Genomic DNA, 17,186 nt, shown 5'->3' with positions numbered 1-17,186 from the left:
CCCCGAAACCCCGAAGGCCCCGGCCAAACCCCGAAGGCCCCGCGCCGCCCTTGGGGAAAGGGGGCGCGGGGCCTTCGGATCGTTCATCGAGCCCTAGGGCTCATGCCGCGCACGCGTGGCGAACGACCGAGCGCGGCGGGGGTGCCGGACCGGAGCGGTAGAGGGGCCGCTGATTCCGATACCGGCGAAGGACCGGGGCTCACGCCCCGGAGAGGCTTCAGCCCTTGAGGGCGGCAACCTGCTTGGCCAGCGCCGACTTCTTGTTGGCGGCGGCGTTCTTGTGCAGGACACCCTTGGTGGCGGCCTTGTCGAGCTTCTTGCCGGCCAGGGCGACGGCGGCGACGGCCTTGGCGGCGTCACCGGCGACGATGGCCTCGCGGGCCGCACGGACAGCGGTCTTGACCGAGGACTTGACGGCCTTGTTACGCAGGCGCGCCTTCTCGTTGGTCTTGTTCCGCTTGATCTGGGACTTGATGTTCGCCACGAAAAGAGCCTTTTCAGGTTCGTTGGATTTCGATTGCGTGTCTTGTACGTGTGAGAGGCACGACAGACACAGTGGACCAGGCTACCAGCAGCCCCTCCGGCCGCCCAAACCGGACGACGGCCGCCGCTCATGGGACGATGGGGGAGTCGTATACCCGACTCCCGCCGAGACTGGCGTACCAACGCCGAAGTCACCGAATGGATCCTGCGTGCCCGCGACCCCTACCAACGTGCCCGAGCCGAGCCGTACCGACCCGGCTCTGATCCGTAACTTCTGCATCATCGCGCACATCGACCACGGCAAGTCGACGCTCGCCGACCGGATGCTCCAGCTGACCGGCGTGGTCGACCAGCGGCAGATGCGCGCGCAGTACCTCGACCGGATGGACATCGAGCGCGAGCGCGGCATCACGATCAAGTCCCAGGCGGTCCGTCTGCCGTGGGCGCCCACTGAGGCTGCGTCTGATTCAAAGGCCGTGGGCAACACCCACATCCTCAACATGATCGACACCCCTGGTCACGTCGACTTCACCTACGAGGTCTCGCGCTCGCTCGCCGCGTGCGAGGGCTGCATCCTCCTGGTCGACGCCGCGCAGGGCATCGAGGCCCAGACCCTCGCCAACCTCTACCTGGCGATGGAGAACGACCTCACGATCATCCCGGTCCTCAACAAGATCGACCTGCCTGCCGCCCAGCCGGAGAAGTTCGCCGCCGAGCTCGCGAACCTCGTCGGCTGCGAGCCCGAGGACGTCCTGCGGGTCTCCGCCAAGACCGGCGTCGGCGTTCCGGAGCTGCTGGACCGCGTCGTGCGCGACGTCCCGGCCCCGGTCGGCGTCAAGGACGCCCCGGCCCGCGCGATGATCTTCGACTCGGTCTACGACTCCTACCGCGGCGTGGTCACCTACGTCCGTGTCGTCGACGGCGAGCTCAAGAAGCGCGAGCGCATCAAGATGATGTCGACCGGCGCCACCCACGAGCTGCTGGAGATCGGCACCAACTCGCCCGAGATGCTCCCGGCCGACGGCCTGGGTGTCGGCGAGGTGGGCTACATCATCACCGGTGTGAAGGACGTCCGGCAGTCCAAGGTCGGTGACACGATCACCTCCCAGCAGAACGGCGCCACCCAGGCCCTGGGCGGCTACAAGGACCCGAAGCCGATGGTGTTCTCGGGCCTCTACCCGCTGGACGGCTCGGACTACCCGGAGCTCCGCGAGGCCCTCGACAAGCTCCAGCTCAACGACGCCGCGCTGGTCTACGAGCCGGAGACCTCGGCCGCCCTCGGCTTCGGCTTCCGCGTCGGCTTCCTCGGCCTGCTCCACCTGGACGTGGTCCGCGAGCGCCTGGAGCGCGAGTTCGGCCTCGACCTCATCGCCACCGCGCCCAACGTGGTCTACAACGTGCGGATGGAGGACGGCGCCGAGTACGTCGTCACCAACCCGAGCGAGTTCCCCGAGGGCAAGATCGCCGAGGTGCACGAGCCGGTCGTCAAGGCGACCGTCCTCGCGCCCACCGAGTTCGTCGGCGCGATCATGGAGCTCTGCCAGTCCCGCCGCGGCACGATGCTCGGCATGGACTACCTCTCCGAGGACCGGGTCGAGCTGCGCTACACCCTCCCCCTCGCGGAGATCGTCTTCGACTTCTTCGACCAGCTGAAGTCCAAGACCCGCGGCTACGCCTCCCTCGACTACGAGCCCACCGGCGAGCAGACCGCCGAGCTCGTCAAGGTCGACATCCTGCTGCACGGCGACAAGGTCGACGCCTTCTCCGCGATCACGCACAAGGACAAGGCGTACGCGTACGGCGTGCGGCTCGTGGCCAAGCTGCGCGAGCTCATCCCGCGGCAGAACTTCGAGGTGCCGATCCAGGCCGCGATCGGCTCCCGCGTCATCGCCCGCGAGACCGTCCGCGCCATCCGCAAGGACGTCCTCGCCAAGTGCTACGGCGGTGACATCTCCCGTAAGCGGAAGCTGCTGGAGAAGCAGAAGGAAGGCAAGAAGCGGATGAAGATGGTCGGCAGCGTGGAGGTCCCGCAGGAGGCCTTCATCGCGGTGCTGTCCAGCGACGAGTCGGGGGAGAAGGGCAAGAAGTAGCCCGCCCCCGGACCGGTCCCCGGACCGCTCTCCGGAGCGCACCCGGCCCGTACGAAGCGCCCGTTCCACACGGTGGGACGGGCGCTTTCGTACCACTGGGACGGGCGCTTCCGTACGTTCCGGCCGTCCCGCCGGTCACAGCTTCGACAAGCCCATCTCAGCCCCTTACGCCACGGGCCCGGGCCGCTTACGCTGATCACTGCTTTGAAGGTTACTCGTGAGTCACCAGCAACGAATCGGGCCCCGGAGGACGCCGTGACCGAGACACAGGCTTTGATCGAGAACCGGCCGCCCTCCGTGGCGACGATCCTCCTCGAACGCGTTGAGGCGACACCCGGCGCGGAGGCCTACCGCTACCCCGTCCCCGCCCCCTCCGGCCAGGGCCCCGAGACCTGGGCCTCGCTCACCTGGGGCCAGGCCGCCGAGCGCGTCTTCGCGATCGCCGCGGGCCTGGTCGAGCTCGGCGTGCAGCCTGAGGAGCGGGTCGCCCTCTCCTCCGCCACCCGCGTGGAGTGGATCCTCACCGACCTCGGAGTGCTCTGTTCCGGGGCGGCGACGACCACCATCTACCCCAGCACCAACGCCGAGGAGACGGCGTTCATCCTCTCCGACTCCGAGAGCCGGGTGCTGATCGCCGAGAACGCGGCCCAGCTCGCCAAGGCCCGGCAGCACCGCGCCGAGCTGCCCGGCCTCGCGCACGTCGTGGTCGTCGAGGAGGCCGACGCCGTCCCCGCCGAGGGCGACCCCGAGGGCTGGGTGCTCTCCCTCGCCGAGCTGGAGCGGCGCGGTGCCGCCCGCCTGGCGGCCGAGCCCGGGGCCGTGCGCGAGCGCATCGAGGGCCTGCGCTCCGACCAGCTCGCCACCCTCATCTACACCTCCGGCACCACGGGCCGCCCCAAGGGCGTGCGCCTGCCGCACGACACCTGGTCGTACATGGCCCGCGCCATCCAGGCCACCGAGATGGTCCGCCCCGACGACGTGCAGTTCCTGTGGCTGCCGCTCGCGCACGTCTTCGGCAAGGTGCTGACGTGCAGCCAGATCAGCACCGGGCACGTCACCGCGGTCGACGGCCGCCAGGACCGGATCGCCGAGAACCTGCGGATCGTCCGCCCCACCTACATGGCGGCCGTCCCGCGCGTCTTCGAGAAGGTCTACAACGGCGTCGCGAGCAAGGCCCGCGAGGGCGGCGGCGCCAAGTACAAGATCTTCCGCTGGGCCGCCGAGGTGGCCCGCGAGTACGCCAAGGCCTCCCAGGACAACTTCCGCCGCACCGGCACCACGGCCGTCCCCTTCGGCCTCGCCACCAAGCACAAGATCGCGGACGCCCTCGTCTACGCCAAGATCCGCGAGGCCTTCGGCGGCCGCCTGCGCGCCTGCGTCTCCGGCGCCTCCGCGCTGCCCCCGGACATCGGCTACTTCTTCTCCGGCGCCGGCATCCACATCCTGGAGGGCTACGGCCTCACCGAGACCAGCGCCGCCAGCTTCGTCAACCCCGGCGAGGCCTACCGCACCGGCACCGTCGGCAAGCCCCTGCCCGGCACCGAGGTCCGCATCGCCGACGACGGCGAGATCCTCCTGCGCGGCCCCGGCGTCATGGCCGGCTACCACCGCCTGCCCGAGAAGACCGCCGAGGTCCTGGAGAGCGACGGCTGGTTCCACACCGGCGACATCGGCGAGCTGTCCCCCGACGGCTACCTGCGCATCACCGACCGCAAGAAGGACCTGATCAAGACCTCGGGCGGCAAGTACGTCGCGCCCACCGAGGTCGAGGGCCGCTTCAAGGCGCTGTGCCCCTTCGTCTCCAACGCCGTCGTGCACGGCGCCGACCGCAACTACTGCACCGCCCTCATCGCCCTGGACGAGCCCACGCTCATGACCTGGGCCGCCGAGCACGGCCTCGCCGGCAAGCCCTACGCCGACGTCGTCGCCGACCCGCGGACCGTCGAGCTCATCGACGGCTACGTGCAGCGGGTCAACGAGGGCCTCCAGCGCTGGCAGACGATCAAGAAGTTCCGGCTGCTGCCGCGCGACCTGGACGTCGAGCACGGCGAGCTCACCCCGAGCCTGAAGCTGAAGCGGCCCGCGGTCGAGCGGCGCTACCAGCACCTGATCGAGGAGATGTACGAGGGCGCCAGGGAGGCCTGAGGGAAGCGGACGGGCCTGATCGCGGGGTGGGCGGGGCTGATCGCGGGAGCGGCCCGGCCGGTCCGCTCCCGCGATGCCGGACAATGGACCCATGCCTTCCGTACTGCCTGACGGCGAACCCATGCCCGAGGACGGGGCCCTGCCCCGGCACGCCCTTGCCGGCGCCGGGCAGCGGCCGCTCGGGTTCTACCTGCACGTGCCCTACTGTGCGACGCGCTGCGGGTACTGCGACTTCAACACGTACACCGCGAGCGAGCTGCGCGGCTCCGGCGGCGCGCTCGCCTCGCGCGACAACTACGCCGAGACGGTTGCCGAAGAGATCCGCCTCGCACGGAAGGTCCTGGGCGACGACCCGCGCCCCGTCGAGACCGTCTTCGTCGGCGGCGGCACGCCCACGCTGCTGCCCGCCGCCGGCCTCGTCCGGATGCTCGCCGCGATCCGCGACGAGTTCGGCCTCGCCGACGGCGCGGAGATCACTACCGAGGCGAACCCCGAGTCCGTCGACCCGCGCTACCTCGCCGAGCTCCGTGAGGGCGGCTTCAACCGGATCTCCTTCGGCATGCAGAGCGCGCGGCAGCACGTCCTGAAGATCCTCGACCGCACGCACACGCCGGGCCGCCCCGAGGCGTGCGTCGCGGAGGCGCGCGCGGCCGGGTTCGAGCACGTCAACCTCGACCTGATCTACGGCACGCCCGGCGAGTCCGACGAGGACTGGCGGGCCTCCCTGGACGCGGCGATCGGCGCCGGCCCCGACCACGTCTCCGCGTACGCGCTGATCGTCGAGGAGGGCACCCAGCTCGCCCGCCGGATCCGCCGCGGCGAGGTCCCCATGACCGACGACGACGTCCACGCAGACCGCTACCTCATCGCCGAGGAAGCGCTCACGGCCGCGGGCTTCTCCTGGTACGAGGTCTCCAACTGGGCCACGACCGACGCCGGCCGCTGCCGCCACAACGAGCTCTACTGGCGCGGCGCGGACTGGTGGGGCGCGGGCCCCGGCGCGCACTCCCACGTCGGCGGCGTGCGGTGGTGGAACGTCAAGCATCCCGGCGCGTACGCGCAGGCGCTGGCCGAGGGCCGCTCTCCGGGCGCGGGCCGGGAGGTCCTGCCGGACGAGGACCGGCGGGTGGAGCGGATCCTGCTGGAGCTGCGGCTGGTGGAGGGGTGTCCGTTGTCTTTGCTGCGGCCCGCTGGTGCGGCGGCGGCCGCGCGGGCGCTCGCGGACGGGCTGCTCCAGCCCGGCCCGTACGAGCAGGGCCGCGCGGTCCTGACGCTGCGGGGGCGGCTCTTGGCGGACGCGGTGGTGCGGGACCTGGTGGACTGACACGGGGCTCCGCCCGGACCCCGGTCCTCAATCGCCGGACGGCTCAAAAATATTCGAGCTGTCCGGCGATTGAGGCGACGCGCGTCAGGGGCACGTCACGAAATCGATCAGCTCCTCCACCCGCCCCAGCAGCTCCGGCTCAAGATCCTTGTACGAGTGCACGGACGACAAGATCCGCTGCCACGCCGCCCCCGTGTTCAACGGCCACCCCAGCGCCTCACAAACCCCCGTCTTCCAGTCCACTCCCCGCGGCACCCGCGGCCACTCCCGGATGCCCACGGAGGAGGGCTTGACCGCCTCCCAGACGTCCACGTACGGGTGACCCACGACGAGGACGTGCTCGCCCGTCACCTCCGCCGCGATGCGGGACTCCTTGGAACCGGGCACGAGATGGTCCACCAGGACGCCGAGCCGCGCGTCCGGGCCGGGCGCGAAGGAGCGGACGATCGCGGGCAGGTCGTCGACGCCCTCCAGGTACTCGACGACCACGCCCTCGATGCGCAGGTCGTCGCCCCACACCCGCTCCACGAGCTCCGCGTCGTGGCGGCCCTCCACGTAGATGCGCCCCGCCCGGGCGACCCGCGCCCGCGCGCCGGGGACGGCGATCGAGCCGGACGCCGTCCGGGCGGGCCCCCGCGACGCGGGAGGCGCCGCGGCGGGCCGTACGAGGGTGACCACGCGCCCCTCCAGCAGGAACCCCCGCGGCTCCATCGGGAAGACGCGGTGCTTGCCGAAGCGGTCCTCCAGGGTCACCACCGGCCCCTGCGCCGTCTTCTCGCAGCGGATCACCGCCCCGCAGAAACCGGTGGTGACCTCCTCGACCACGAGATCGGCCTCGGCCGGCACCTCGGGGGCGGCCGCCGTCCGCTTCCAGGGAGGGGTCAGGTCAGGTCCGTACTCTCTGCTGCGCATGCGCGCCATTGTGGATCACGATCACGGTCACCCTCACGACACACCGAAGCGCGCCGCCAACGCGTCCCGCTGCGCCCGCACGAACGCCGCGTCCACCGCCGCCCCGTGCCCGGGCACGTACACCGCGTCCTCGCCGCCGAGGGCCAGCAGCCGGTCCAGGGCCGCGGGCCAGCACCGGGGGAGGGCGTCCGGGCCGGCCTGCGGCTCGCCGGACTCCTCGACGACGTCCCCGCAGAAGACGACCTCGGGCGCGCCGCCGCGGCCCGCGACGAAGACCGCAAGGTCGTGCGCGGTGTGGGCGGGCCCGAGGTTGGCGAGGAGGGCCTGGCGGCCGCCGCCCAGGTCCAGCGTCAGCTCCCCGCTGACGCCGTGCCGGGGCACGACGAGGCGCTCGGCGGCCTCCGCCGCCGCCCCGGGCGCGAGCCCGTACCGCTCCGCGTCCAGCCGCAGCTCCTCGCGCTCGCGCCGCATCAGCTCGTCGGCGCCCACGGCTCCGTAGACCTCCGCGCCCGGGAACGCGGCGGTGCCGAATACGTGGTCGAAGTGGGGGTGCGTAAGAGCGATATGCGTCACGCTCCGGCCGAACAGCTCCCGCACCTCGTGCCCGAGCTCCGCCCCTTCCGCAACCGTCGCCCCGGTGTCCACGAGCAGCACACCCGTACTGCCCACGATCACTCCTACTGTGGCGTCCCACACAGGCATGCGGCGGCGTGCGACCCCGGGCGCGAGCCGTTCCCACCGCGCTGCCGCCCCCCGCCCTTGCTGACCACTGTCCATACCAGGACGCTAGCGGGAGCGCGGTACGGTTGCCCGTCCGGCCGCTTCGCCCGGGCTGCCGCGGGCGCGCGGCGCGGACGGCTCTTGCCCTGGCTGTGGTGCACGGCCGTACACTGGCTGGAGGGCTTTGGCACTCGCCACCACTGAGTGCCAGGATCGGCCCCGTAAGACGGTCTGGACTTGGAGGTGCGCGCGATGCTGAGCGAACGCAGGCTCGAGGTGTTGCGCGCCATCGTCCAGGACTATGTGGGCACCGAGGAGCCCGTCGGCTCCAAGGCCCTCACCGAGCGGCACCGCCTGGGCGTGTCCCCGGCCACGGTGCGCAATGACATGGCCGCGCTGGAGGAAGAGGGCTTCATCGCCCAGCCGCACACCAGCGCCGGCCGCATCCCGACCGACAAGGGCTACCGGCTCTTCGTCGACCGGCTCGCGGGCGTCAAGCCCCTGTCGACCCCGGAGCGGCGCGCCATCCAGAACTTCCTGGACGGCGCCGTCGATCTGGACGACGTCGTGGGGCGCACGGTCCGCCTGCTGGCGCAGCTGACCCGGCAGGTCGCGGTGGTGCAGTATCCGTCGCTGACCCGCTCGACGGTGCGCCACGTGGAGCTTCTTTCGCTCGCGCCGGCCCGCGTCATGCTCGTCCTGATCACCGACACCGGCCGGGTCGAGCAGCGCATGATCGACTGCCCGGCTCCGATCGGGGAGACCTCGCTGGCGGATCTCCGCGCCCGGCTCAACAGCCGTGTCGTGGGCCGCCGGTTCACGGACGTGCCGCAGCTGGTCTCGGACCTCGCCGACTCCTTCGAGCAGGAGGACCGCGGAACCGTTTCTACGGTGCTCGCCACCCTGCTGGAGACGCTCGTCGAGGAGACCGAGGAGCGGCTCATGATCGGCGGCACCGCCAATCTCACCCGCTTCGGGCACGACTTCCCCCTGACCATCCGGCCCGTGCTGGAGGCGCTGGAGGAGCAGGTCGTGCTGCTGAAGCTGCTGGGCGAGGCCAAGGACTCCGGGATGACGGTCCGCATCGGGCATGAGAACGCTCACGAGGGACTGAACTCCACATCGGTCGTCGCCGTCGGCTACGGTTCGGGCGACGAGGCAGTCGCCAAACTCGGCGTGGTCGGACCGACCCGCATGGACTACCCCGGAACGATGGGAGCGGTACGCGCAGTGGCACGTTACGTCGGACAGATCCTGGCGGAGTCGTAAGTGGCCACGGATTACTACGCGGTCCTGGGCGTACGCCGCGACGCCTCGCAGGACGAGATCAAGAAGGCCTTCCGCCGCCTCGCCCGCGAGCTGCACCCGGACGTCAATCCGGACCCGAAGACGCAGGAGCGGTTCAAGGAGATCAACGCCGCTTACGAGGTGCTCTCGGATCCGCAGAAGAAGCAGGTCTACGACCTCGGCGGCGATCCGCTGTCGGCTTCCGGCGGCGGTGGCGGGGCGGGCGGCTTCGGCGGCGCCGGCTTCGGCAACTTCTCCGACATCATGGACGCCTTCTTCGGGCAGGCGGCGCAGCGCGGTCCGCGCTCGCGCACGCGGCGCGGCCAGGACGCCATGATCCGTCTCGAAGTGACCCTCGACGAGGCCGCGTTCGGGACCACCAAGGAGATCCAGGTCGACACGGCCGTCGTCTGCACCACGTGCAGCGGCGAGGGCGCGGCCCCGGGCACCTCCGCCCAGACGTGCGACATGTGCCGCGGCCGCGGTGAGGTCTCGCAGGTCACCCGCTCCTTCCTCGGCCAGGTCATGACCTCGCGGCCGTGCCCGCAGTGCCAGGGCTTCGGCACGGTCGTGCCGACCCCCTGCCCGGAGTGCGCCGGCGACGGCCGCGTCCGCTCGCGGCGCACCCTGACCGTGAAGATCCCGGCCGGTGTCGACAACGGCACCCGGATCCAGCTCGCGGGCGAGGGCGAGGTCGGCCCCGGCGGCGGCCCCGCCGGCGACCTCTACGTGGAGATCCACGAGAAGCAGCACACGGTCTTCCAGCGCCGCGGCGACGACCTGCACTGCACGGTCACCATCCCGATGACGGCCGCGGCCCTCGGCACCAAGGTGCCGCTGGAGACCCTGGACGGCGTCGAGGAGATCGACATCCGGCCCGGCACGCAGTCGGGCCAGTCGATCCCGCTGCACCAGCGCGGTGTCACGCACCTGCGCGGCGGCGGCCGCGGTGACCTCATCGTCCACGTCGAGGTGATCACCCCGAACAAGCTGGACCCGCAGCAGGAGGACCTGCTGCGGCAGCTGGCGAAGCTGCGGGGCGAGGAGCGGCCGATGGGCGAGTTCAAGCCGGGGCAGCAGGGGCTGTTCTCGCGGCTGAAGGACGCGTTCAACGGGCGCTGAGCCCCCGTAACACCCTTGTCGGCGATCGCCGGGCGGGCCCCTCGCGGACCCGTCCGGCGATCGCCGTTGCCTGTGACACGATGTGTGCATGGCTTACGAACCCAGGGTGGCTTCCGCGCTCGCCGGCCTGTGCCGGCACCCGGTCGTGCAGGCCCCCATGGCGGGCGGTGCCTCCGGGCCGGCCCTCGCGGCCGCGGTCTGCGAGGCGGGCGCCCTCGGCTTCCTGGCCGCCGGCTACAAGACGCCCGCGGCGATGTACGAGGAGATCAAGCAGCTCCGGGCCCGTACCGCCGCACCCTTCGGTGTGAATCTGTTCATGCCCCAGCCCCCCGCCGCCGATCCGGCCGCCGTCGAGGTCTACGCCGAGCAGCTCGCCGGCGAGTCCGCCTGGTACGAGACGCCGCTCGGCGACTGGGACCAGGGCTGCGACGACGCCTACGAAGCCAAGCTCGCGATCCTCCTCGACGACCCCGTGCCGGTCGTCTCCTTCACCTTCGGCTGCCCCTCGGCGGAGGCCGTCGCCGCGCTCCGCGCCGCCGGCACGCGCACCGTCGTGACCGTGACCTCGGCCGCCGAGGCGCTGGCCGCCCGTGACGCCGACGCGGACGCGGTGTGCGCCCAGGGCGTCGAGGCCGGCGGCCACCAGGGCACCCACCGCGACGACCCGCACGCCGACGGCACCGGCGCGGGCCTCGGCCTGCTGTCCCTGATCGCCCAGGTCCGGGATGCCGTCGACCTGCCCGTGATCGCCGCCGGCGGGCTGATGCGCGGCGAGCAGATAGCCGCCGTCCTCGCCGCGGGAGCCTGCGCCGCGCAGCTCGGCACCGCGTTCCTGGCCTGCCCCGAGTCCGGCGCCCACGCGCTGCACAAACAGGCCCTGACCGACCCGATGTTCGGTGGTACGGAGCTGACCCGGGCCTTCTCGGGCCGCCCGGCCCGGGGGCTGGTGAACCGTTTCATCCGGGAGCACGGCCCGTACGCCCCGGCCGCGTACCCCCAGGTCCACTACCTGACGGCCGGGCTGCGCAAGGCCGCCGCCGCGGCGGGCGACCCGCAGGCGATGAACCTGTGGGCGGGCCAGGGCCACCGCCTGGCGAGGCCGCTGCCGGCGGCGGAGCTGCTGACGGTCCTGCTGGGGGAACTGGGGGCGGCCCTGGGGATGTTGAGCGATATGCGAGGGAGCAAGTCATGACAGCGCCGGTGTTCCTGGTCGAGGAGGACGCCCTGACGGGGGTCTTCCCCGGTACGGTCTTCCCCCTCGACGGCCCCGAAGGGCGCCACGCCGTCTCCGTCCGCCGCCTGCGGGTCGGCGAGGAGATCGGGCTGACGGACGGTCAGGGCACGGGCGCGTTCGGCACCGTGGCCGCCGTCGAGGGCAAGGACCACCTGGACGTCGCCGTGACGTCCGTACGCTCCGAGCCGCTGCCCGAGCCCCGCATCACCGTCGTCCAGGCCCTGCCCAAGGGCGACCGCGGCGAGCTCGCCGTCGAGACGATGACCGAGACCGGCGTCGACGCCGTCGTCCCCTGGGCCGCCTCGCGCTGCATCACCCAGTGGAAGGGCGACCGCGGCCTGAAGGCGCTCGGCAAGTGGCGCGCCACGGCCCGGGAGGCCGGCAAGCAGTCGCGCCGCCTGCGCTTCCCCACGGTGAGCGAGCCGATGACGACCCGGCAGGTCGCCGGGCTGCTCGCGGACGCGGCCTTCGCCGCCGTCCTCCACGAGGAGGGTCACAGCGCCCCCCTTGCCACGGCGCCGCTGCCCGCCACGGGCGACATCGTCCTCGTGGTCGGCCCCGAGGGCGGCGTCTCGCCCGAGGAGCTCGCGGCCTTCGCCGAGGCCGGCGCGCGGCCGTACCGCCTGGGGGCGAGCGTCCTGCGCACCTCCACGGCAGGGACGGCGGCCACGGCGCTGCTGCTGGGGCGCACGGGGCGCTGGTCCTGAGGGACTGTTTCCGGGCACCGGGGGAACTTCTGAGGAGCGGGATGACGGGGGTCACGAGGGGGGAGCAAGCTCTGCCATGGCAGCACAACTCCGCACACGGGACTACGGTCAGATGCTTGACCTCGTCGTCGCCGTCCTGGAGAACGAGGATGCCGACGCCGCCTGGCACGTGATGGCCCGGCAACTGCTGGACTCACTGGGCTGCGACTCCGCGACCTTCTCGCACGTACGGGTCGCCGAGGGCACGGGCTCGGTCGTCGGCTGGGCGCCGGAACCGCTGAGCCGCGTCGTGGACGGCCTCGTCCAGCGGCGCATCCAACAGCGGCACCCTTTGCTGGAGTACAGCCTTACGGAGACGGCGCCGGTGAACATCGCCGACATCTGCGACGGCTGGCGCAACACCAACTGGTACCGGGAGGCGCGCCGCGACTTCGGCGTCACCCAGCAGGTGGGCGTGCCGCTCCTCCACGAGAACGGCGGGATGTGTGTCGCCCTCCTGGGCCGCCGGGGCGACTTCATGTCCCATGACCTCGCCTTCCTCAGCCGCCTCCAGCCGGTGATCCAGACGATGGGCAGCCACCTGTCCGAAATGAAGCGCCTCCGGAGCGTGGGGGCGCCCGCGGCGGGCGGCGACCTGACACCGCGCGAGGCGACGGTGCTGGGGCTGCTGGCGGAGGGCTTGACGGCGGCTGCGATCGCCCGCCGCCTGGCCATCTCCCCCCACACGGTGAACCGCCACCTGGAACGGATCTACCGCAAGCTCGGCACGAACAACAGGGTGTCGACGGTGGCGGTGGCGCGGCAGGAGGGGCTGGTCGCCTGAACCGGCTGAACCGTTGGTCGGTTCGCCCAACTCTGCTGCTGGAAACCGCTATTCCCGGCGTGGGCGTCCTCCGGAGCACTCCCGGGCAGGGTGCGTTTGTAGGGAGGGGGCGCCCATGGGACGCCACCGGAAGAAGTCGCTTCTCGGACGTATCTGCGCGGTGATCCGCGAGTTCGGGAGGTGGCTGACCGGGCGGTGACCGCCAGTCCTCACCGATACTGAGGGCTGACGGCCACAGCCGTCCGAATCACTTTCGGTGGACCCTCGTCGCGGACAAGCCCTCCGTGGCGGGGGTCTATACGTGCAGCCGGTCGCCCAGCTGCACGCTCACCAAGCTAGCACTCGCGGCAGCGGTCGCACCACGACCCGCAGTGGCCGGAGCTTCGGCGGCGCGGCCCTCGCGGGTAGGAAGATCTTCCTATGGCGACCCCTGCCCGCCGTCGGCGAACCTTGACCCCGGAAGAACCGAGGCCGGCCGTCGGGTACGGGGGTACCGGCGGCCGCCGGGTTCATGGCCTGTTCGAACGTCCCGGACGTCAGGTCGTAGATGGACCAGGGGCGATCCACGGAGTAGTACGTCTGGAAGTCCGGGTCCACGGCGTCACAGGGGCCGGCCATCGCCCCCGATTCGGTGACTTTGCCTTTGACGCCCATCCAGGCGAGCAGCTGACTGGAGATTGCGTCGACCTCGTCCTCGGCAGGCTTGACCGCGCGTACTTCCGGTTCGTAACCGAGCTTGTCCCTGTCGCTGCTCAGTAGTGAGCATCCCGCCAGGATCAATGGAGCTACCAGAGCGGCGGTCAGCCGGGAGAGCCTTCGGGGTGCGAATATCGCCCCGAGGCGCAGCTCGCTCAAGTGTCCCGTCCTTCTGGTTCTGGTAGTCGCCGTGGCCGCGTGCGCGGTGCTCCGGGATTCGTACAGCGGGAACGCTATCCGGCGATCCGATCGCGAACATGAGTACGGATACCTATCCGGGCCGGAGTTGCCGCCGTGGGCGGCTTGTTTGCCGCTGGGCGGGAGGACCAGCATGGTTCCCTGACGGGAACGGGCGAGGGGAGTGGTCGGGAGTGGCTGTCCGGGATGGGGACAGGATCCGTGTCGAGACGAGCGGTTCGGGCTGGGTCGACGGGATCGAGGGCGTCGTCGCCGGGACGTGGGAAGGCCGTCTGCGGGTCAGGGTCACCAAGAACGCGCCGCCGGGGGTGAACGCGGTCCTCTTGGAAGAGGACGCCGTGTACGACGTGTGTGACGGGTTCGACCAGAACGGGGTGCCGGGACCGATGCCGTTGTGCTCCTCGTGCGGGGGAAGCGGAAAGATCGAGTGGGAGGACGAGGACGGCTGGCAGCACGAGGCGCCGTGCACGACGTGCGGCGGCGAGGGCGAGGTGAACCGCTGAGGTGACGGCGTCAACGTCACGCCCCGCGTAACCTCTTCCCGTGCCAGCCTCCCGCCTGCATCGCGTCGCCGTCCTCGTGCTCGAGGGGGCGAAGCCGCTCGACGTCGGAATTCCCGCGCAGGTCTTCACGACCCGCGCGAGCATGCCGTACGAGGTGCGGGTGTGCGGGGCGACCCCCGGTCCCGTGGCCGGCGGCGACGGTCTCGCGTACTACGTCGCCCACGGCCTCGACGCGCTCGCGTGGGCCGACATCGTCTTCGTCCCCGGCTACCGGCTCCCGGACCGCGACGACCCGCCGCGGGCCGTCGTCGACGCACTGATCGCCGCCCACGACCGGGGCGCGCGGCTCGCCGCCATCTCGACGGGCGCCTTCGCGCTCGCCGCCACGGGCCTGCTCGACGGCAAGCGCGCCACGACGCACTGGCACTACACGCGGGCGCTCGCGGCCAGGCATCCGCTCGTCCGGGTCGACGAGAACGTGCTGTTCGTCGACGAGGGCAGCGTGCTCACCTCGGCCGGCGCCGCCTCCGGCATCGACCTGTGCCTGCACATCCTGCGCGGCGACCTCGGAGTGGCCGCGTCCAACCACGCGGCCCGCCGTCTGGTCGCCGCCCCCTACCGCAGCGGCGGCCAGGCCCAGTACGTGCCGCGCAGCGTGCCCGAGCCGCTCGGCGAGCGGTTCGCCGCCACCCGCGAGTGGGCGCTGCACCGGCTCGGCGAGCCCCTGACCCTCGACATACTGGCGCGGCAGGCCGAGGTCTCGCCGCGTACGTTCTCGCGGCGCTTCGTCGAGGAGACCGGCTACACGCCGATGCAGTGGGTGATGCGCGCCCGCGTCGACCTGGCCCGCGAACTGCTCGAACGCTCGGAGCGCAGCGTCGAACAGATCGCCGCCGACGTCGGGCTAGGCACCGGCGCGAACCTGCGCCTGCACTTCCAGCGCATCCTCGGCACCACACCGAGCGAGTACAGGCGCACGTTCACCCGGGGTGAGTAACCCGCCCGCCCACTCGCCCGGCACCCGCATGGCGGGATCCTTTTGAACCGTGGCGATCCCGCCACTGTCAGCCGCGCGGGCTGCGGGCGAACCTGGTGGCAACGGGAAGGGACATCACACATGACTCGCATCGCCATCAACGGATTCGGCCGCATCGGACGCAACGTGCTGCGCGCACTGCTGGAGCGCGACAGCGATCTCGAAATCGTCGCCGTCAACGACCTGACGGAGCCCGCCACGCTCGCCCGGCTGCTCGCCTACGACAGCACGGCCGGACGGCTCGGGCGCCCGGTGACCGTCGACGGGAACGCCCTCGTCGTCGACGGCCGCCGCATCACGGTGACGGCCGAGCGCGAACCGGCGCAGCTGCCGTGGGCCGAACTCGGCGTCGACATCGTCCTGGAAGCCACCGGCCGCTTCACCTCGGCCGAGGCCGCCCGCGCCCACCTCGCCGCCGGCGCGAAGAAGGTGCTCGTCAGCGCGCCGTCGGACGGCGCCGACGTCACGCTCGCGTTCGGGGTCAACACCGACGCGTACGACCCGGCCGTGCACACGATCGTCTCGAACGCCTCCTGCACCACCAACGCGCTCGCTCCGCTGGCCGCGGTCCTCGACGAACTCGCCGGCATCGAGCACGGGTTCATGACGACGGTGCACGCCTACACGCAGGAGCAGAACCTTCAGGACGGCCCGCACCGCGACGCCCGCCGCGCCCGGGCCGCCGGCGTCAACATCGTGCCGACCACGACCGGCGCCGCCAAGGCGATCGGCCTGGTGCTGCCGCAGCTCGACGGCAAGCTGTCGGGCGACTCGATCCGCGTACCGGTGCCGGTGGGCTCGATCGTCGAGCTCAACACGACCGTCGCCCGCGACGTGACGCGCGAGGACGTGCTGGCGGCGTACCGTGCCGCGGCGGAGGGGCCGCTCGCCGGCGTCCTGGAGTACTCGGACGACCCGCTCGTCTCGTCCGACATCACGGGCAACCCCGCCTCGTCGATCTTCGACTCGGCCCTCACCCGCGTCGACGGCCGCCACATCAAGGTGGTCGCCTGGTACGACAACGAGTGGGGCTTCTCGAACCGCGTGATCGACACGCTGGAGCTCCTCGCCGCCGGCTGACGGACGCGGGGCCGCGGGGGGCCGCGGGGCGTTCCCTTGCCAAGCCTCCCCTCGTCAAGTGTCCCCTCGTCAAGCCTCTTCCGACGCGGAGTTGAATCGTCCGATTCGCGCTCGCAAGCGTTGACGGGCTCCTCCTTCCAGCCCCAGGATTCCGGCGTTCCGTCACTCACCCCGTACACCGGGAGGACGCAATGCGAGCACGGATCACCGCAGCAGCCATGGCCCTCACCGCCGGCGCCGCGCTTCTGACCGCCACGCAGGCAGGAGCCGCGCCGGCGCCCAAGCCGGTCACGCCCGCGGCATGGTGCCTGCAGAAGGGCGGTACGCCCGCCGACTACCGCGCGTACTACGACAACCAGCTCGGCCTCACCCCGCTGGGCACGGTGCGCGAGCTGTGCCGGTTCCAGAACGCGAAGGACAACACCCGGATCATCCTCCCGTCCGACACCCTCGCCGCGGACAAGCCGACCCTCGCGGCCCTGGCCTACATCCGTAAGCCCGCGCTGCCGTCCGTTCCCGGAGGGGCCAACCCGGCCGCGGTGTACTGCGCCCACCTGGGCGGGACCTCGCAGTTCGGTGCGGGCAAGCTCGACGTCGGCGGATGGATCAGGGAGGGGGACCGTGTCAGCCGGGACAACCTGCACTCCATGTGCATGTTCGCCGACGGCTCGGCCATCGACGAATGGGGGCTGACCTACCACACGTTCGGGGTCGTACGGGGCGCGAACCTGGAGAAGAAGTTCCGGGCGCACATCCCCTCCGCGCAGGGCAGGGAGGCGTGGAACCGGCTGTAAGCCGTCCGTGTCATCCGGGCCGTGGGGTGCGG

16 protein-coding genes are annotated in these 17,186 nt (G+C 71.6%); 12 read left to right on the top strand and 4 right to left on the bottom strand.

All coding sequences use genetic code 11. The features are described from left to right. Positions 1-217: 217 nt before the first annotated feature. Positions 218-484, bottom strand: a complete 267-nt coding sequence (rpsT, locus tag PS271_RS08115; RefSeq protein ID WP_398381309.1) for a 30S ribosomal protein S20 — start codon at positions 482-484, stop codon at positions 218-220. Positions 485-692: 208 nt separating this feature from the next. On the opposite strand from rpsT, the gene lepA reads away from it, so the two are divergent. The 3 genes from lepA (at position 693) to hemW (ending at position 6,042) form a co-directional block, all read left to right on the top strand. Beyond that, complete coding sequence (gene lepA / locus PS271_RS08110) at positions 693-2,573, top strand: translation elongation factor 4 (RefSeq protein ID WP_398381308.1); 1,881 nt, start codon at positions 693-695, stop codon at positions 2,571-2,573. A 255-nt stretch (positions 2,574-2,828) separates the two neighbouring features. Further along, the gene (locus tag PS271_RS08105) at positions 2,829-4,718 is read left to right on the top strand and encodes an AMP-dependent synthetase/ligase (protein ID WP_398381307.1); all 1,890 of its coding nucleotides are present in this window, start codon (positions 2,829-2,831) and stop codon (positions 4,716-4,718) included. A 91-nt stretch (positions 4,719-4,809) separates the two neighbouring features. Further along, a complete protein-coding gene (hemW, locus tag PS271_RS08100) occupies positions 4,810-6,042 on the top strand; it encodes a radical SAM family heme chaperone HemW (RefSeq protein ID WP_398381306.1) in 1,233 nt (410 codons plus the stop codon). Between the two features lie 84 nt (positions 6,043-6,126). Here hemW and PS271_RS08095 read toward each other — a convergent pair whose 3' ends face one another. Then, positions 6,127-6,954, bottom strand: a complete 828-nt coding sequence (locus PS271_RS08095) for a DUF3097 domain-containing protein (RefSeq protein WP_398381305.1) — start codon at positions 6,952-6,954, stop codon at positions 6,127-6,129. A gap of 33 nt (positions 6,955-6,987) precedes the next feature. Continuing rightward, on the bottom strand, positions 6,988-7,731 hold the full coding sequence (locus PS271_RS08090) for an MBL fold metallo-hydrolase (RefSeq protein WP_398381304.1): 744 nt from the start codon (positions 7,729-7,731) through the stop codon (positions 6,988-6,990). A 195-nt stretch (positions 7,732-7,926) separates the two neighbouring features. On the opposite strand from PS271_RS08090, the gene hrcA reads away from it, so the two are divergent. The 5 genes from hrcA to PS271_RS08065 all read left to right on the top strand — a co-directional run bounded on the left by hrcA (position 7,927) and on the right by PS271_RS08065 (position 12,847). Next, positions 7,927-8,943, top strand: coding sequence for a heat-inducible transcriptional repressor HrcA (hrcA, locus tag PS271_RS08085; protein WP_120754635.1), 1,017 nt, complete (start codon positions 7,927-7,929; stop codon positions 8,941-8,943). After that, positions 8,944-10,083, top strand: a complete 1,140-nt coding sequence (gene dnaJ / locus PS271_RS08080) for a molecular chaperone DnaJ (RefSeq protein ID WP_398381303.1) — start codon at positions 8,944-8,946, stop codon at positions 10,081-10,083. It begins immediately after the preceding gene. Between the two features lie 88 nt (positions 10,084-10,171). Beyond that, on the top strand, positions 10,172-11,275 hold the full coding sequence (locus PS271_RS08075) for a nitronate monooxygenase (RefSeq protein WP_398381302.1): 1,104 nt from the start codon (positions 10,172-10,174) through the stop codon (positions 11,273-11,275). Then, on the top strand, positions 11,272-12,024 hold the full coding sequence (locus PS271_RS08070; RefSeq protein ID WP_398381301.1) for a 16S rRNA (uracil(1498)-N(3))-methyltransferase: 753 nt from the start codon (positions 11,272-11,274) through the stop codon (positions 12,022-12,024). The genes PS271_RS08075 and PS271_RS08070 overlap by 4 nt, the downstream gene beginning before the upstream one ends. Positions 12,025-12,100: 76 nt before the next feature. Further along, positions 12,101-12,847, top strand: coding sequence for a helix-turn-helix transcriptional regulator (locus PS271_RS08065; RefSeq protein ID WP_398381300.1), 747 nt, complete (start codon positions 12,101-12,103; stop codon positions 12,845-12,847). A 327-nt stretch (positions 12,848-13,174) separates the two neighbouring features. Here PS271_RS08065 and PS271_RS08060 read toward each other — a convergent pair whose 3' ends face one another. Beyond that, the gene (locus tag PS271_RS08060; RefSeq protein ID WP_398381299.1) at positions 13,175-13,702 is read right to left on the bottom strand and encodes a hypothetical protein; all 528 of its coding nucleotides are present in this window, start codon (positions 13,700-13,702) and stop codon (positions 13,175-13,177) included. 212 nt (positions 13,703-13,914) lie between these two features. On the opposite strand from PS271_RS08060, the gene PS271_RS08055 reads away from it, so the two are divergent. From PS271_RS08055 to PS271_RS08040, 4 genes are all read left to right on the top strand, one after another. Continuing rightward, entirely contained in the window at positions 13,915-14,244 is a 330-nt protein-coding gene (locus tag PS271_RS08055) for a hypothetical protein (protein WP_398381298.1), read from the top strand. Positions 14,245-14,284: 40 nt separating this feature from the next. Further along, positions 14,285-15,241, top strand: a complete 957-nt coding sequence (locus PS271_RS08050; protein ID WP_398381297.1) for a GlxA family transcriptional regulator — start codon at positions 14,285-14,287, stop codon at positions 15,239-15,241. Between the two features lie 120 nt (positions 15,242-15,361). Further along, complete coding sequence (gap, locus tag PS271_RS08045) at positions 15,362-16,360, top strand: type I glyceraldehyde-3-phosphate dehydrogenase (protein ID WP_398381296.1); 999 nt, start codon at positions 15,362-15,364, stop codon at positions 16,358-16,360. Between the two features lie 191 nt (positions 16,361-16,551). Further along, complete coding sequence (locus PS271_RS08040) at positions 16,552-17,154, top strand: hypothetical protein (RefSeq protein WP_398381295.1); 603 nt, start codon at positions 16,552-16,554, stop codon at positions 17,152-17,154. Positions 17,155-17,186 lie beyond the last annotated feature (32 nt).

Source organism: Streptomyces sp. SCA2-17, assembly GCF_044336695.1.
Note: the sequence above shows the minus strand (reverse complement) of the source record. Positions and strands in the feature narration are given on the sequence as shown.

What these genes read in the sequence shown, in the direction of transcription:
- PS271_RS08065 (WP_398381300.1), top strand. Translation starts at nt 12,101, where the DNA reads ATGGCAGCACAACTCCGCACACGGGACTACGGTCAGATGCTTGACCTC.
- PS271_RS08095 (WP_398381305.1), bottom strand. Translation starts at nt 6,954, where the DNA reads ATGCGCAGCAGAGAGTACGGACCTGACCTGACCCCTCCCTGGAAGCGG.
- PS271_RS08090 (WP_398381304.1), bottom strand. Translation starts at nt 7,731, where the DNA reads ATGGACAGTGGTCAGCAAGGGCGGGGGGCGGCAGCGCGGTGGGAACGG.
- gap (WP_398381296.1), top strand. Translation starts at nt 15,362, where the DNA reads ATGACTCGCATCGCCATCAACGGATTCGGCCGCATCGGACGCAACGTG.
- hrcA (WP_120754635.1), top strand. Translation starts at nt 7,927, where the DNA reads ATGCTGAGCGAACGCAGGCTCGAGGTGTTGCGCGCCATCGTCCAGGAC.
- PS271_RS08070 (WP_398381301.1), top strand. Translation starts at nt 11,272, where the DNA reads ATGACAGCGCCGGTGTTCCTGGTCGAGGAGGACGCCCTGACGGGGGTC.
- PS271_RS08075 (WP_398381302.1), top strand. Translation starts at nt 10,172, where the DNA reads ATGGCTTACGAACCCAGGGTGGCTTCCGCGCTCGCCGGCCTGTGCCGG.
- hemW (WP_398381306.1), top strand. Translation starts at nt 4,810, where the DNA reads ATGCCTTCCGTACTGCCTGACGGCGAACCCATGCCCGAGGACGGGGCC.
- PS271_RS08040 (WP_398381295.1), top strand. Translation starts at nt 16,552, where the DNA reads ATGCGAGCACGGATCACCGCAGCAGCCATGGCCCTCACCGCCGGCGCC.